14 protein-coding genes and 1 tRNA gene are annotated in these 15,699 nt (G+C 53.4%); 5 read left to right on the top strand and 10 right to left on the bottom strand.

Annotated elements, in window-relative coordinates:
- Window positions 1-52: 52 nt before the first annotated feature.
- From CLV80_RS08205 to ftsW, 4 genes are read right to left on the bottom strand one after another with little or no spacing between them, the layout of a single operon-like run.
- A complete protein-coding gene (locus CLV80_RS08205) occupies window positions 53-292 on the bottom strand; it encodes a DUF2484 family protein (protein ID WP_106356789.1) in 240 nt (79 codons plus the stop codon).
- Window positions 292-1,692 (bottom strand): UDP-N-acetylmuramate--L-alanine ligase, encoded by a 1,401-nt coding sequence (gene murC / locus CLV80_RS08200; RefSeq protein ID WP_106356787.1) that lies wholly within the window; start codon window positions 1,690-1,692, stop codon window positions 292-294. The genes CLV80_RS08205 and murC overlap by 1 nt, the downstream gene beginning before the upstream one ends.
- A gap of 15 nt (window positions 1,693-1,707) precedes the next feature.
- A complete protein-coding gene (locus CLV80_RS08195; protein WP_106356785.1) occupies window positions 1,708-2,805 on the bottom strand; it encodes a UDP-N-acetylglucosamine--N-acetylmuramyl-(pentapeptide) pyrophosphoryl-undecaprenol N-acetylglucosamine transferase in 1,098 nt (365 codons plus the stop codon).
- Window positions 2,802-3,971 carry a putative lipid II flippase FtsW gene (gene ftsW / locus CLV80_RS08190; protein ID WP_106356783.1) on the bottom strand — a complete coding sequence of 390 codons (1,170 nt, stop codon included), beginning with the start codon at window positions 3,969-3,971 and terminating at the stop codon, window positions 2,802-2,804. The genes CLV80_RS08195 and ftsW overlap by 4 nt, the downstream gene beginning before the upstream one ends.
- Window positions 3,972-4,148: 177 nt before the next feature.
- On the opposite strand from ftsW, the gene CLV80_RS08185 reads away from it, so the two are divergent.
- Together CLV80_RS08185 and CLV80_RS08180 are read left to right on the top strand one after the other, a co-directional pair.
- Window positions 4,149-5,336, top strand: coding sequence for a BaiN/RdsA family NAD(P)/FAD-dependent oxidoreductase (locus CLV80_RS08185; RefSeq protein ID WP_106356781.1), 1,188 nt, complete (start codon window positions 4,149-4,151; stop codon window positions 5,334-5,336).
- 33 nt (window positions 5,337-5,369) lie between these two features.
- Window positions 5,370-5,987, top strand: a complete 618-nt coding sequence (locus CLV80_RS08180; protein ID WP_106356779.1) for an imm11 family protein — start codon at window positions 5,370-5,372, stop codon at window positions 5,985-5,987.
- Window positions 5,988-6,225: 238 nt separating this feature from the next.
- Here the strand turns inward: CLV80_RS08180 and murD are convergent, their stop codons facing one another.
- Window positions 6,226-7,623 carry a UDP-N-acetylmuramoyl-L-alanine--D-glutamate ligase gene (gene murD / locus CLV80_RS08175; protein WP_106356963.1) on the bottom strand — a complete coding sequence of 466 codons (1,398 nt, stop codon included), beginning with the start codon at window positions 7,621-7,623 and terminating at the stop codon, window positions 6,226-6,228.
- Window positions 7,624-8,079: 456 nt separating this feature from the next.
- On the opposite strand from murD, the gene CLV80_RS08170 reads away from it, so the two are divergent.
- Both CLV80_RS08170 and CLV80_RS18810 read left to right on the top strand, forming a co-directional pair.
- Window positions 8,080-8,778, top strand: coding sequence for a YoaK family protein (locus tag CLV80_RS08170; RefSeq protein ID WP_106356777.1), 699 nt, complete (start codon window positions 8,080-8,082; stop codon window positions 8,776-8,778).
- A gap of 188 nt (window positions 8,779-8,966) precedes the next feature.
- Window positions 8,967-9,530 (top strand): excalibur calcium-binding domain-containing protein, encoded by a 564-nt coding sequence (locus CLV80_RS18810; RefSeq protein ID WP_106356775.1) that lies wholly within the window; start codon window positions 8,967-8,969, stop codon window positions 9,528-9,530.
- A gap of 886 nt (window positions 9,531-10,416) precedes the next feature.
- On the opposite strand, the gene CLV80_RS08155 is transcribed toward CLV80_RS18810, so the two are convergent.
- Complete coding sequence (locus tag CLV80_RS08155) at window positions 10,417-11,361, bottom strand: site-specific integrase (protein ID WP_106356770.1); 945 nt, start codon at window positions 11,359-11,361, stop codon at window positions 10,417-10,419.
- Between the two features lie 92 nt (window positions 11,362-11,453).
- Window positions 11,454-11,540 (bottom strand) — tRNA-Leu (locus CLV80_RS08150).
- A 123-nt stretch (window positions 11,541-11,663) separates the two neighbouring features.
- Here CLV80_RS08150 and lipB point away from each other — a divergent pair.
- Window positions 11,664-12,335 carry a lipoyl(octanoyl) transferase LipB gene (gene lipB, locus CLV80_RS08145; protein ID WP_279338296.1) on the top strand — a complete coding sequence of 224 codons (672 nt, stop codon included), beginning with the start codon at window positions 11,664-11,666 and terminating at the stop codon, window positions 12,333-12,335.
- 51 nt (window positions 12,336-12,386) lie between these two features.
- Here the strand turns inward: lipB and CLV80_RS08140 are convergent, their stop codons facing one another.
- From CLV80_RS08140 to CLV80_RS08130, 3 genes are read right to left on the bottom strand one after another with little or no spacing between them, the layout of a single operon-like run.
- Window positions 12,387-13,406, bottom strand: a complete 1,020-nt coding sequence (locus CLV80_RS08140) for an ABC transporter ATP-binding protein (RefSeq protein WP_106356766.1) — start codon at window positions 13,404-13,406, stop codon at window positions 12,387-12,389.
- Window positions 13,394-14,806 carry a mannitol dehydrogenase family protein gene (locus CLV80_RS08135; protein ID WP_106356763.1) on the bottom strand — a complete coding sequence of 471 codons (1,413 nt, stop codon included), beginning with the start codon at window positions 14,804-14,806 and terminating at the stop codon, window positions 13,394-13,396. Before CLV80_RS08135 ends, CLV80_RS08140 begins: the two co-directional genes overlap by 13 nt.
- The gene (locus CLV80_RS08130) at window positions 14,806-15,696 is read right to left on the bottom strand and encodes a helix-turn-helix domain-containing protein (protein ID WP_106356760.1); all 891 of its coding nucleotides are present in this window, start codon (window positions 15,694-15,696) and stop codon (window positions 14,806-14,808) included. The genes CLV80_RS08135 and CLV80_RS08130 overlap by 1 nt, the downstream gene beginning before the upstream one ends.
- Between the last annotated feature and the right edge of the window lie 3 nt (window positions 15,697-15,699).

Raw genomic sequence — 15,699 nt, 5'->3', positions numbered from 1 at the left:
TCCTTTCATAGCCAGTCAAACTAGCAATCGTCAAATTTAGAGATCAACTGCCCTAGCCAAACTGACGACGCAACCATTTGTAGCAGTAATATATGGGCCAACGCACGACCGACGCGCCAGAGATCAAAACTAGGGCAGCGGCCAACCAATTGTAAGAAATCCATACCCAAACCACTAGCGGAACGCCCACAGCAATCAGGATGTACGCACGTGTCCAGTGGTTGTCCCGCGATGGCAGCAACTGCATAACAATCGCCAATAACCACCATAGACCAACCCCTGCCATCGCCATTACTTAGCCAGCCTTTCAGGCAAACGGTTCGCCCACGCACTAATGGTACCTGCGCCAAGGCAAACAACCATGTCGCCCGGCTTACTTTGCTCACGGACCAGACATTCAAGGTCATCCTCTGATACGACGCTGCGAGCATCACGATGCCCGTGCCGCACAAGACCAGCCACTAAATCATCCCGGCCTGCGCCGGGAATTGGATCTTCGCCAGCCGCAAACACATCAGAAATACCAACAACATCAGCGTCGTTAAAACACGCGCAAAATTCATCAAAGTGATGCGACAAACGGCTAAAGCGATGCGGCTGGTGAACCGCAATCACCCGCCCTTGCGTTGCTTGGCGCGCAGCCTTGAGCACGGCGGTGATCTCAACTGGGTGGTGCCCGTAGTCGTCAATGATGGTGACACCGTTCACTTCGCCAACGCGGGTAAAGCGGCGATTGACACCTTTGAACCCTTTCAGCGCAGCGCGAATTTCATCTTTCTTCATGCCCAAATGGCGGGCAACAGCCACAGCTGACAGCGCGTTTGACACGTTGTGATCACCGGGCATCGGTAGTTCGCATCCCTCAATGACGGAATCCTCGTCCTGCAACGCGATATCGAAATGCGCGACACCAGCTTTATAGGTCAGGTTAATCGCACGCACATCAGCTTGGGCGTTAAACCCAAACGTTGTGACCCGGCGATCAGAAATTTTACCAACAAGCGCCTGCACGTCAGGATCGTCCGTGCAGCAAACAGCCAGCCCGTAAAACGGGATATTCGACACGAAATCATAGAACCCTTTGTGCAAGGCTTCTTCGGTCCCCCAGTGCTCCATGTGCTCTGGGTCAATGTTTGTCACGATCGCGATGGTCGCGGGCAAACGGTTGAATGTGCCGTCGCTTTCATCAGCTTCGACCACCATCCATTCGCCCTGCCCCATGCGGGCATTCGAACCATAGGCGTGGATGATCCCACCGTTGATAACAGTCGGATCAATACCGCCTTCGTCCAACAGGGCAGCAACCATAGTGGTTGTAGTCGTTTTGCCGTGTGTCCCAGCCACAGCGATATTGGACTTCAACCGCATCAGTTCGGCCAACATCTCCGCACGGCGCACAACGGGCAAACCTTTGGCGCGGGCGGCGTCCAGTTCAGGGTTACCCGGCTTGATGGCGGAGGAGATCACGATGACCTCAGCGCCCTCAAGGTTCTCGGCACGCTGACCTTCAAAAACCGTAGCACCAAGCGATTTGAGCCGGTCGGTGATTTTAGATTCCTTAAGGTCTGATCCTTGTACGGTGTATCCGTGGTTAATCAACACCTCGGCAATGCCTGACATCCCAATGCCGCCAATCCCGACAAAGTGAATCGGGCCAACGTCCAAAGGCAGTTTTGTTGCAGCAGCGTTCATCGCTTGATTTCCATCTTATTTTTGGGCCGGTGTGGCCAGTTCTTCGACAAGTCCGACAAGACGCTCGGTCGCGTCTGGCACGCTGCAACGTACGGCAGCTTGGGACATTTTCATCATGCCTGTTTCATCTGACAGCAGCTTTTCAAGCATCGCAGTCAGCGGGGCGACTTCGAATTCGGTTTCAGTCATGATCACCGCAGCATCATTTTCCACCAATTGGCGTGCATTCGCAGTCTGCTCATCACGGATCGCGCTTGCTAGCGGAACCCAGATCGCTGGGCGGCCAATGATGCTTACGTCTGCAACAGTGGACGCACCAGAGCGTGAGATCACCAGCTGTGCTTCGGCCATGCGATCAGGAACATCCGCAAAGAATGTTTGCACCTCTGCATTAATCAGCTCTGCGTCGTAATAATTTGTCACGCGTTCAAGATCTTCTGCACGCGCCTGATGGCTAACGCGGACATTTCGGCGAATATGTTCTGGCAAAGCAGAAATCGCAGGCGGTGCAATATCCGACATAATGCGCGCACCCTGACTGCCCCCCAAAACGACAATCGACATCGGATAATCGCCCGGCGGAATATATGGCGCGGCCGCACGCTCAAGAACCGCCGACCGCACTGGGTTGCCTGTATGGACACCCTCAACCGCGCTCGGCAAAGCCGTCGGCCAAGTCCCACAAGCGACCTTGTCGACACGTTTAGCAAACAATTGGTTTACGCGCCCGAGAACCCCGTTTTGTTCATGAATCATGCGCGGAATACGCAAGGCCCATGCGGCAGTCATCGCAGGAATGGCCGGATAGCCACCGAAACCAACAACAACAGCAGGACGATCAAACAGCATCTTCCATTTGGCGGCAGCAATACCACCGATAATACGAAATGGAACCGCTAACTTCTGCAGGATACCACCACGCGCAAAAGTCGCGCTACCCACAACGCTTATTTCGACCGCGTCAGGGAACCCACTGGTATATCGCGCACCACGCGCATCTGTCGAAAGACGCACACGCCAGCCTTTGGCCAACATTGCCTCGGCCAAAGCCTGCGCAGGGAACATGTGTCCCCCTGTTCCGCCAGCGGCAATAATCAAAAGTGGTGTGGTCATCTATTGGCCCTACGTAGCAAAATATCTTCCATCTTGCCCTGCGGGCGCGAGCGCGTAAATGCAAGTAGCATTCCAACGGTAATGCCCCCCGCAATCAGCGACGATCCGCCGTATGATACGAACGGTAATGTCATCCCCTTAGCTGGCAGCAAACGCACAGCAACACCCATGTTGATCATCGCCTGCACACCAAACACGCAAGCAAGCCCTGTCCCGGCAAGGCGAATGAACGGGTCACGCTCCTTCATCAAACGCAGTAATGACCGCACGACGATTACGCTATAAAGTGCGATAATAACCAATACGCAGATCAGCCCATATTCTTCGGCGGCAACGGCGATAATAAAGTCGGTATGCGCATCAGGCAGCGACCACTTCACTTGGCCCTCACCCACACCAACGCCAAAAAACCCGCCCTCGCGGATGGCATTCGTCGCATAGCCAAGCTGTGTTGTCGGGTCCAAATCAGGCGACAAAAACCCATCAATGCGGCGCGCGAAGTGTTCGGAATTACTATAAGCAACGGTCCCACCCAAAACGACAAGACCGGCAAGCACCATGAGCAACATCATCGGCGCGCCAGCGACGAAATACATCACACCCCATGAAAACAGGATCAAACACGCCTGACCAAAATCAGGCTGCATCGCAAGGATCAGCACGATCGTCACGGTCATAATGAATGAATACGCCTTGCCCGGCGGGCCACCCAACTGCTGCGATGCGGACAGCATCCATGCGGCCATCACGATAAATCCTGGCTTCAAGAACTCTGACGGCTGAACAGATGCAAAGCCCAGCGAATACCAGCGGGTCGCACCTTTGCCGAAATCCGTACCGAATACAGGAAGCATAACGAGCGCAGCAAATGCCCCAAGAAATCCAAGAACCGCCAAACGGCGCACAAGAGTTGGAGACATCATCGATACGGTAAACATAACCAAAATGGCCATGCCGCCAAAAATGGCCTGCCGGGTCACATAGTGAAACGGCTCAAGCCCGTTTTTCGCCGCCAATGGCGGAGAAGAAGCCAAGCCCAACAACAGACCAATCCCGAATAGGATCAGAATGCTGGACAAAGTCCATTTGTCGATTGTCCGCCACCACCGGGGAAGAACCGGGTCACCGGATTGCACCGGGACCGCGCCATAGACCATCTCTGTCATGGATCACCACCTTACTGCCTCAACCGCCCGTTTTCCGGGTCTGACTGCAGCATAGCCAGCATTTGCAACTGATTCTACTGAAAATTCACACTGCCAAATACGCGACAGATATAAGATCAAATTTAGCTAAATTTGATCGCGCTTGCATGCGGCGTCGTTCCACGGCACATCAACCCAATGAATATTGATACTTTGATCATTGGCGCCGGCGCTGCTGGCATGATGTGTGCGGCGCATGCCGGGCCAAATACGCTTGTCGTGGATCACGCCAAAGCAGCAGGCGAGAAGATCCGGATCTCGGGTGGCGGACGCTGCAATTTCACCAACATGCACGCAAGCCCGGCCAATTTCATTAGCCAGAACAAACACTTTTGCAAATCTGCACTCAAACGCTATACGCAATGGGACTTCATCGCGCTGGTCGATCAGTATCGGATCGCATGGCACGAAAAGACGCTCGGGCAACTGTTCTGCGATGAAACTGCTAAAGACATTGTCGCAATGCTGCGTGCAGAGATGGATAAATCAGGTGCACAGCTTTGGCTGCAAACATCTGTCGACAACATTGGCCACGATGGCACCCATTTTCATGCACAGCTAACGCGCGACGGTCGCATCACGCAGATTCTCGCGAAGAATCTTGTCGTTGCCTCTGGCGGTAAATCCATTCCCAAAATGGGCGCAACGGGCCTTGCTTATCAAATCGCTGGACAGTTTGATGTGCCAGTTATTGAGACACGACCCGGGCTGGTTCCCTTCACCTTTGGCGAAGATCGCTTCAAACCGCTCGCAGGGGTCGCCCTGCCCGCTCGTGTCAGCGCAAATAACACGAGCTTTGACGAAGCAATCCTGTTCACGCACCGCGGCCTGTCGGGCCCCGCCGTACTACAAGCCTCGTCATATTGGCACGAGGGCGAGCAAATCACCGTCAACGTCGATCCCGCAGCGGGCCTCTTCAACACATTAAAATCCGCGCGCCAAACCCAAGGCCGCAAAGCCCTGACCACCGTCATGTCCCAATACCTGCCAGCGCGTTTGGTCGAAGTCCTTTCGGGCGACCTACAGCTAGCAGGAAACATCGCCGACCAAAGCGACGCACGACTACAAGAAATCGCAGATCAACTGTCACACTGGGAACTGACGCCATCCGGCACCGAAGGCTACCGCACCGCCGAAGTCACACTCGGCGGGATCGACACCGACGCGCTGTCGTCAAAAACGATGGGCGCAAAATCCGTCCCCGGCCTGTATTTCATCGGCGAAGCAGTCGACGTCACAGGCTGGCTTGGCGGGTACAATTTTCAATGGGCGTGGTCATCCGGCTGGGCGGCAGGGCAAGAGATCAAGTCAACCGCGAATGGGTAAATCAGTCTAGAAAAAAGAAGACGGAGTTTAGAAATGGTATATCATATTTCCGGAGGTGCGCCTGATCCTAAACTGGCGGGCATCCTGACCCAGGTGCTTATTCCAGTTGATGGTGACTTTGATAAAGTCGAATTGATCGACCCAAGCCAAGATGGCCGATGGGGCGTTAGTTTTCGCACGGGTGGGAGCGGTCGGCCTATCGACACGACGCATATGCCTACGCGCTTGCGACGCAAAGGTAATGAAGAGTTTCCATTTTATGAGGTGGCAAGGACCCAGGGCAAGGGATTACTTGTCACAGAGAAGTTTAAACAAATCGTAGAACGCTTCGAACCTGATGTGCATCAATTTCTTCCTGTTGACATAGAGCAGCGGGGCAAAGTGATCGCAAAGCGATATTTTTTCTATATTTGCAATCGCCTTGACACGTTGGCGAAGGATGCCTGTATTCCGCCTGTCGGCGAAGATGAACACTATATGCCAATCCGCGACGGCAATGATAAAAAGATATTCGACACACACAAAATTGGCAGTTGCCATGCGTGGCACGACAAATACACGCTCGGGAGCTTTATTTCAGATGAATTAGCTGCTGCGTTGGCCGAACAGAATTTTCTGGGTATGGGGTACCAGAAATTCGACCAAGTCTAGCTCTGCACCTGTATGATAGGAAAAGCCATTCATCCTACAATCGCGCGCATCATTAACCCCGCGACGAACCAACCAGATGCCCGACGCAAAGCCGACGTCGGGCCGACGCATCGCCGACTGCCAAAAGATGAATAAACACGAGCATTAACACATGATTCGTGATCAATGGCCAACCAGAGAGCCACGCACTCCAAGCAACATCACCAAACGTTGCGAGAGGTCGCGTTTCAGGTGAGCCTTAGGATGTCGCCTCTTGTACGCAGGCGATGAAATCCTCACCCCGTTTCTCAAAGCTATCATACTGATCAAACGATGCAGCGGCTGGGGCCAGCAACACGACATCACCCGACTGCGCTTCAGCAGCTGCACGGGATACTGCGACTGCCATAGTACCACATACCTCGGCCTCCGCTCCGCTTAACTGGCGTGCAAATTCTTCAGCTTCCCGACCAATCACATAGGCTTTGGCCACGTTTTGCAGATGCGGCAGCAGCGTATCCAAACCACCTTCTTTTTGCAGCCCGCCACAAATCCAACGGATCTTTGTGAACGCTTGCAATGCCTTAGCGGCGCTATCGACGTTGGTCGCCTTACTGTCATTCACATAGCGCACGCCGTTATGTTCGGTAACCAGTTGCGACCGATGCGGCAGGCCGGGGTAGCTATGCATCGCGGCCTCAATCCCCTTGGGGCCAAGCCCAAGGCTACGGCAAACCGCATAGGCGGCACAGGCGTTTTGGTGGTTATGCGCACCGGGCAATCCCGGAACATTGCGCAGATCTATCGACGCAACCTGACGTCCCTTGCGCATCTCAGACAAGAACCCCTTGCGGGCAGACACAGCCCAGCCGTCGGTCAGCTTGCGACCCGTTGATATCTGGATCACGCGATCATCCCCTGCCCCCTCAATTAGCTGATTGGCAAGATAGCGGCCTTCGACCTCATCAACACCAATGATCGCCCGATCAGGTCCACCCTCAGCGAACAGCCGGCGCTTAGCTGCGAAATATCCGCCAAGCCCTGCGTGGCGGTCCAAGTGGTCAGGAGAAAGATTAGTAAAGACAGCAATATCCGGCGTCAGCGCACGTGCCAGATCAGTTTGGTAGGAGGACAGTTCAAGAACGATAACCTCACCATCATGTGCCGGTTCAATATCCAAGACACCACGCCCAATATTCCCAGCCAATTGCGACGGGCGGCCATTCTCGATCAGAATATGATGGATAAGAGCCGAGGTTGTGGATTTCCCGTTTGATCCAGTGACCGCAACGACACGTGGCGCCACGTCAAAACTGTTCCAAGCATCAGTTGCGAAAGATTGGAAAAACAGCCCTATATCGTTGTCCACGGGCACCGTGGCATCCCAAGCCGCGGAAATGACTGGGTTGGGGTTCGGGTAAAGATGCGGAATCCCGGGGCTGACGATCAGTTTTGATATACCTTCAAATGCACCCTGCTTGGTCAGATCACGGATAATCAAACCATCCGCCTCTGCCGCCTCGCGCGCGGGTACACTATCGTCCCAAACAACAACCTCAGCACCACCTTCAATAAGCGCTGCAGCCGTAGCACGGCCCGAACGGCCAAGCCCCAAAACGGCGACTGTCTGACCTACATAGCCCTGAACTGGAATCATCTTTGCCTCACTGCGTATTTGCGCAGACATTGCCCCGATCAGCACCACAGGCGCAAGAGACCGTCTCGCAAGACTACCATCAACACTTCAAAGTTTAGAAAAGCCAAGACACATTCAAATGGTGCGGTCGGGGTGCCTTACCAGCTCCACGAAGCACCAATCAAGTAATTGTTTTCAAACAATTTTACAGAAAGAGATTACCCCTCAGTGTCCCATAACGGGTATGTTTTGTGTCCCATATTGATGATGTGAAGGCAAGCCTAATAAGGCGAGAGAACATTTAAGGAAAGCAACCGCTCAATCTTAAAAAAACCTTTATCAAACTTTCGGACGAACAGCATTTCTTCAACACGGCATCCGACATTATGTTGTTGGTTGTGGGGGCAAACCTAACCTCTTTGCGAACGACCGCACACCGTCATATCATTCAAAAAATACAAATGGTAAGGCCATACAATGCTAATCAGAGTTGGTGAGGCACGTACTGCGAATATCGATCTGGTATTGGCAGGACTATTGTCGTCGATTGCGGGGGCCCTGAATGCCGTTGGCTTCCTAATTGCTGGGTCGTTTACTGCGAACATGACGGGAAACATCTCTGCATTTGCTGATAACTTAGCGAATGGCGCAATCCTTGCCTCGTTTTCTTTTTTTGGTCTGGTGGTCGCCTTCGTCTGTGGCGCTAGTCTAGCCGCCGTCGCTGTACAAACAGGCGAACGAAAGCAGGTCCGCTCGATTTACGCTATGGTCATTATCGCGGAGGCGTTAATCCTTTTGCTGCTTGGTGTCGCGCTTGCGATGTATTCCTCTGATGCACATGAAACATATCTAGTCGTCGCCCTTAGCTTTGTTATGGGGTCACAAAACGCGGCCACTACGATGATATCAAAGGCTAAAGTGCGAACGACGCATGTATCAGGTATGGCAACAGACATCGGCATAGAACTTGCTGCGATGATTGGAGGCAAGACATTGCAGAAGGAGGCACTTCCAAAACTCAGCCTTCATAGCCTTACCCTCACCTGTTTCACATTGGGAGGAGTGTGTGGAGCTCTATTGCTTGGCGCTGTCGGTTATTGGGTATTTGTGATTACTGCCGCCCTACTCCTTCTGATTGGCTTACCGGAAGCATTTCGCGCACACCGCCCGGGGTGAAAAGCTGAAAATGGGCTCGCAGCTACTGTTTCCGGCCCTATCCATGCATTCGCCGCGTGCGTCGAAACTACCCTGCATATCTCACGGCCCTCTCGTCCTCTTCATCATCAATATGGGCCAGAGAAGATTTTCATTGTGCAATCCTTTCGGGTCAGCTTCAGTATGTAAATACAATCTAAGGTATTTACATGTTAAAGCACATTCCGCTCATTGCACTTACGCTAGCAGGTTGCTCGCCAGCCTTGATGCAGCCAAGCCAAGCCTCATCCACCTTCAGGGCATCATCCCAATCTGGATTGTGCAGCGCATATATATCGCCAAGCACACCGCCAGTTCAAAAACAAATGATTGAGGCAGAGCTGGTTATTAGGGGTGTCAGACAGTGCTACGGCACAAATTACGGGCGCTCGACCGCTGCTGGCTTAGGTCAATCCCTGTACACAAGACCATCATCCCCGCTACAAACAACAAACACTTCTCAGGACCTTGACTGCTCAAACTTTAGTAGTGGCGCAGAAGCCCAAAGATATTTTTTGTCTATCGGCGGTCCAATCTCCGACCCAAACGATCTTGACCGCGACGGTGATGGCCTCGCATGTGAGTATGGTCGTCAAATCAGACAAGCTGCCAACTACAGCGCCCCACGTGTTAGCACGTACAGGCCCCGATCAAGCTCTAGATGCTACACTGGGCCAAGAGGCGGCACATACACAATCACAAGTAGTGGGAACAAAAACTACGGGGGGTGCTAGGGTTAGGCGGCGCTTGCGACTTGTTCGAAAACAACTGATCACTGTAGCGAACATGCGCACCTAAGACATAGGTCAGCAATACTGCCCTATGTGAAAACACAGGTCACTGACGCCCCTCCCATGCACTCAACACCCCCTCAGCATGCACCGGGTCGGCCTTGATACGGAGAACCGCTTGCCGGGATAGTCCTGCTGCCTTGGCAATGGCAGACGTCCCTGCCCCTTGGGGTTGTTTTTACGCCAATGGTCGGGATTGTTCAGTTGCCATTTACGGGTTGCTTTCCGACGTTGCTCAAGCCGCACTTCAGCGCGACACCCCTCGCAATACTTGGCTACACCGTTTGTCGGCATGAACTCGGCATCACACCTCACGCAGGCCTTCGGTTTGAATGTTCTGGGGGTTTTCTTCTTTGTCGTCTGTTTTGTCATATGGTCATGATCTCTTTGTTGAAGGTTGAATAGGAGAAGACAGCACTCAAGCCTGCCCAAGAGGGCCTGACCAAAAGCGCAAAGGCGGGCGAATGCTGCCTACTGCTGTTCAATGTTGGAGGGAGATTGTGAGGTGGAAGCGGTCCATCCATTCACGTTCTTGCTGATAGAGGAGGTCTGCATCTTGGCGATACCGCGCGGACTCCTCAGCGGCCCTCTCAGCCTCTTCAGCATCAATCTGGGCTTGCACCTCAGCATCAGCCTCTCGGACCTGTAGCACCCCCTCCAGAGTCTCTAAGGTGATGCTGCGCAAGCCTCGGTCATACTCACGGCCTTTCGCTCGGAGGTGTTCGACACGGCGCTGGCAGCGCTTTGAACAGGCTGTGCTGTTGATCTGTTTAGGAATGAATTGGGTGCTGCACATCGGGCACCGTCGCGGGTCATGCATCGGTGAGCCTTATTTGCAGTTGAGTTGAACGTCTTCGACCCTCAACCCAACTATCTCCGCCCCACGACATCCGGTGCCTTCCAGCAAACGCCAAATAATACCCAGCATGGGCTCCCTGAGTTTGCTTTTCATACGCTGACGCATTGCCAAAATTACATCACGTGGTAGCGGGTCTCGCTTATCAAACTCATTCTCCGGCGCAGCATCCGGCTTTGCCAACTCAAGCCCATCAAAAGGGTTGTGTGCTTTCCCTTGAAGGTCATGCTCGCGTATTGCGATTGAGACCATAGCGCGAACCATGTCCAGTTCTCGCCTGACCGTTGCGGTTGATAGAGGGGAACCGTCCTTCTTCTTCGCAGCAAGCATATCATCCCTGAGTTTCCTTGCTTGCTCCCGCTTTAGGTCGACCAGAGCGATCTTATTAAGCGGCCCCAACGAACCTTCTATCCGCCGACAAACGCGCTCCAAACGGTTTAGTTGGTTGCGTCCTGTTGCCCCGCCCATACGCTCCTTACGGTACATTTCCTTGGCATCCAGCATTGTAACCGCTGGCTCATCCGCTTCCGGTTCGACCACAGCACGATAAAGAACAGGGTCAGCACCACGATGCCTAAGATCATCTGCGAGCACCTGACGCGCTTCATCCTCACTCCTCACCCCTGTTATACCTCGAACTAAAGCCTCAGCCTCGGCAACAGCTTCCCGCCAATGCTCTATTGGGGTGAGCTGACCTCCTTGGGACGCCTTCCGTTTGGCCTTGGCCACGATCGTTTCATATTCAGAAAGAAGTTTGGCATGCTCAGTAAACAGGTCGGCACCGTCACGGGCCTTCATCGCGACCTGCAAAACCGACTCCCCCAGCACCTCAGCAACGGCTTTAGGGTATCGTCTGCGGAACCGTTTGCGGCCCCCTGAAAGCGTGTCAACGTATTTGAGCTTCATCACAAAAACCATGCGAAGTGTCCCCAATGTGTCCCAATTTGTGTCTCAGGAGGGGCTCTAATGTCATGATATGCTTGAAAAACAACACCTTCAAGAGGTGGTTCTGGTGCGGTCGGGGGGACTCGAACCCCCACGAGTGTTACCTCACAGCGACCTCAACGCTGCGCGTCTACCAATTCCGCCACGACCGCAAGTCATTAGCTGCCGCGCTTCTAGTGCAGCGGTCTCGGCTTGCCAAGAGGCAAAACGCACTCAAAGCGCAACCAGTGCATCTTGGCGCGAACAGGGGTGACATTTCAAGCGCGCGCCGCCATATCAAAACCAACAGGAGACACCACACCATGGTTGAATGGATTATATCAGACGGGCTGACCGACTATGCTGAGGCGCTGAGCTTCATGGAAACCCGCGTTGATGCAATCTCGCGTGGTGAAGCCGAAGAATGCATTTGGCTGCTTGAACATCCCCCGCTTTATACGGCGGGTACATCTGCTAAATCTGTAGACCTTATCGACCCAGATCGTTTCCCTGTGTTCGAGGCCCGGCGCGGCGGCGAATACACCTATCATGGTCCGGGTCAGCGCGTTGCTTATGTGATGCTTGATGTTGCAAAACGTGGACGCGATGTCCGCCAATTTGTCAAAGACCTGGAGACCTGGGTGATTGCGACGCTTGATACGTTCAACATCAAAGGCGAAATTCGCGAAGGTCGGGTGGGTGTCTGGGTGCAGCGCCCAGAAAAGCCCCTGCAAGCAGATGGGAATCCCGCCGAAGACAAAATCGCGGCCCTTGGTATTCGCTTGCGCAAATGGGTATCGTTTCACGGGATGTCGATCAATGTCGATCCAGACCTAAGCCACTTTGAAGGGATCGTGCCCTGCGGGATCACGGATCATGGCGTGACCAGCCTTGTCGACCTTGGACTGCCGGTCACAATGAATGATCTGGACGTCGCACTACGCCAGACATTTGATCAAACAATGTAGGGTGGGTTTTAACCCACCGCCCCGCGAAACGCAGGGCGGTGCAGTTAATATTTAGACGCGAGCGCCTGATGCCTCGTCAAAACGATGTGTCATCGCTGGGTCTGCTTTGAATGACAGCGTTGTGCCGCTCTTGATCGCAGTCCGTTCCATCTTCGCGACAAAAGAGTTTCCTTCGCGCGTGGTCAAGTGAACCAGAACGTATTCGCCAAGGTTTTCAACTAGATCGACGGTACCTGAAAGCCATCCCTCGCCTTCCGTGGCGGGCAGCAGATGCTCTGGCCGGATGCCTAGAACTTGGCCTGCACCAACTTGTACGCCTACGCCAGCGTCCAGTTCGGCGGGCACAAAAAAGTTCATCTTTGGGCTACCAATGAACTGCGCAACGAACATGTTATCAGGATGATCGTACAGATCGGTTGGCGACCCAACTTGTTCAACACGGCCATCGCGTAGAACCACGATCTTATCGGCCAGCGTCATCGCTTCGACCTGATCGTGAGTCACATAGATCATGGTTGACCCAAGACGTTCATGCAGTTTTGAGATTTCAAACCGGGTCTGAACACGCAGGGCGGCATCAAGGTTCGACAATGGTTCGTCGAACAAGAATACCTTTGGATCGCGTACAATCGCACGGCCGATGGCCACACGCTGACGCTGACCACCCGAAAGGTTACGGGGGCTGCGGTCCAGATAATCAGTGATCTGCAAAACCTCAGCGGCAGCTTTCACGCGGCGATCAATTTCGTCTTCGGGTGTTTTGATCTGCTGAAGACCGAACGCCATGTTTTTATAAACGGTCATATGCGGATAAAGCGCATATGTCTGGAACACCATCGCGACTTCACGCTTAGATGGTGCAACCTCGTTCACGACGTTATCGTCGATTGCAACCGTACCGCTTGTTATATCTTCAAGGCCCGCAATCATCCGCAGCAGCGTAGATTTACCGCAACCTGACGGTCCAACGAATACGACGAATTCGCCGTCTTCGATATCAAGGTCGATCCCGTGCATTACCTGCACTGGACCATATGATTTGCGTACGTCGCGAATTGTCAAACTGGCCATGATTGCTCCATGTCTTTGATGGCCGCACGCAATGTGTCGGCGAATGCGGGGAAGGCTGTGGGAAGATCACCCCAAAGCTGCTGAGAAGTGATAAAATCATCCGTGCCAAGCATGGACTTCAAGGCGTCCCAGCTTGGTTCGAGATAATCAAAAGGAATGCGACCTGCTACAACGTGTTGCGAAAACACGTACCAGCTTGCGATGCTGCGAATGCCATGATGCGGCATGATACCTTGCTTTAGGCACCCTTCCAGCGTCGGACGAATGAAGATCGGGAACTTTGCCACACCGTCGGCACAGATACGAGCGACTGTGTCGGCAATGGCTTCGTTCTTAAACCGTGCCGCGATGTCATCAAGATACGCCTCTTTCGAAAAAGGTAGCTCAATCGTTAGCGCCGGAAGCACTTCTTGGGTCTCGTAATTCCAGAAATGGTCGAACAGTTCTGGAACACGCATCGCCTGATCAAAGGTTTCGATCCCATGCAACGCCCCAAGATAGGTCAGGCAGGTATGGCCACCATTCAGGACGCGGATCTTAGTTTCTTCATAAGGATCCACATTCGCCGTGACCGTAACATCGACCTTATCCAACGCAGGCATTGGCCCCGCAAAATTGTCCTGCAATACCCACTGAACGAATGCTTCAGCCGCAATGGGTTGTACAACGATTTCGCCGGTTGTCTCAGATAGTTCGGTCGTCAACGCAGGTGTCGAACGCGGCGTAATCCGGTCAACCATTGAGCAAGGGAACGTGACGTTTTCCGCGACCCAAGCGGCCAAATCACCCTGCCCGGTCAGCGCCAGATAAGCAGCAAAGTTTGCTTTCAGCATTTTGCCGTTTTGGCGGATGTTATCGCAGCAACAAACTGTAATCGGCTGACCACTCGCGGCCATCCGACGCAAAAGTGCGGCCTGCAGATAAGCATAGACTGTTGTCTGCGCCCCGCCTGAAACCTCGGCCTTGATGGTTGCATCGTTTGCGTCCAACGCGCCTTTCGGGTCAGTATAATAGCCGCTTTCGGTGACCGTGATGGTCACCATGTGCACGCTAGGCTGCTCGAGCAGCGCTTCAGCGCCTGACGCATCTTTTGACCAATCGGCAAAGCCGACGTGGCTACGTACCCGGCGCAGCGAAACCACACCTTCTGGCGTTGTTGATTTCAGCAGATAACCATTGTCCCATGTCGCGCATTGCGCAAATGTTTCAGCTTCTGGCGCACGCAGGTTTACGGCGGCAATGCCCCAAGCAAGATCGCCCGTTTCTTGCATATAGTCATCAATGTACTGGGCTTGGTGTGCGCGGTGGAATGCGCCAAACCCAAGATGCACAACACCAACCGCGCAATTCGCACGGTCGTAAGTCGTCTCAAAGATGTTGGCGATAGCGGATTGAGTCATCACGCGGTTTCCTTTGTAGGGATCAAATCTTTTCGGGCTTTGTCCCGATAGGCAGACGGCGTCATGCCCTTCATTTTTAGAAAGTGCCGGTTAAAGTTCGCAAGGTTTTGGAACCCAACTTGGTAGCAGATCGCAGCCACTTGTTCGTCGGTCGCATAAAGCATCCCGCAGGCCTGTCCGATCCGCACACCATTCACGAATTCAACAAACCGATGACCTGTGGTGGCTTGAAAATTCCGGCGGAACGTAGCCTCAGTCATGCCGGCCATTTTTGCAGCGCTTTCGACCGACATCTCATCCGAGAAATTCTGGACGATGTGGTCAACAACATCGCAAATCTTGATCTGTTGTTTGCTGCGTTTGGCATGGTCGATTTTCTGGATCGACATGGTTTCTGTGTCTGGGTGTTCTGCCAGAACCGTTAGAAAATCGAAAAACTCCAGAATGCGGTGCGGCCCTGTGCCATCGCGCAGCGACGCCATACGTGCCATTGCATCATCCAGCGGATAGCCACTGAATTTGATACCGCATTGGGATCGTTTAATCAGGTTTTGCGATGGTTCGAACTCTGGGAACGACTTCACTAGGCCTTCGATCTTTTCATGATCAAATTGGATGACCATATCGCGTTGCGCGACCGGATCGGTCCAGACTTCGTCTGTGATCCAGTTATGCGGCAGATGTGGCCCGATCAGGAACAAATCGCCCGGTGCAAAGTCACCGATGTAATCGCCAACATAGCTACGACCATTGGTTGCCACGATCAGATGCAATTCGCATTCTTTATGCGAATGCCAGCGGCATAACGGATCCGGCCAGCCGTGTTCTAGATAGCGCAGACTGTCTGGGCTACTTTCTAGAACCTCAAGCTCTGGTTGGATAATCGACATCGC

It is taken from the genome of Yoonia maritima (assembly GCF_003003285.1).
GTDB classification, from domain to species: Bacteria; Pseudomonadota; Alphaproteobacteria; order Rhodobacterales; family Rhodobacteraceae; genus Yoonia; species Yoonia maritima.
The sequence above is the reverse complement of the archived record's forward strand: the minus strand, read 5'-3'. Positions and strand labels throughout refer to the sequence as shown.